At 64.8% G+C, this 273-nt stretch carries 1 protein-coding gene; it reads right to left on the bottom strand.

What is annotated here, in order from left to right:
• The coding region (locus SB725_RS31215; protein WP_410923274.1) for a hypothetical protein at nucleotides 1-273 on the bottom strand (273 nt) is incomplete at both ends.

Here is a 273-nt window from a genome sequence, read left to right as displayed (position 1 = left end):
CCCAGGAAAATTGAACTTGGCGCCGCACGATCACACACGACGGCGGTGCCTCGACGAGGGTCACTGTTTCGCGCGAATGGTGCGGATCCACATACACCGTCACGCCGCGCACCAGTGCGGCGGCCTGATATCCGGTCAACTCCGCACGTGCCACCTCGCGGCACGCAAGCGGCGCACTCGAGATGCGTTCGGCAAGGATCGTGCAGCCGCCTTGCAAGGCGGGCGAAGTCGTCAGCGACAGGATCGCTGACGACTCCCGGTACTCGATACCCG

The sequence above is a fragment of the Pseudomonas sp. SIMBA_041 genome (genome assembly GCF_046535095.1).
In the GTDB taxonomy this organism is placed as follows: domain Bacteria; phylum Pseudomonadota; class Gammaproteobacteria; order Pseudomonadales; family Pseudomonadaceae; genus Aquipseudomonas; species Aquipseudomonas mucoides.
This window is presented reverse-complemented; position numbering and strand designations above follow the sequence as displayed.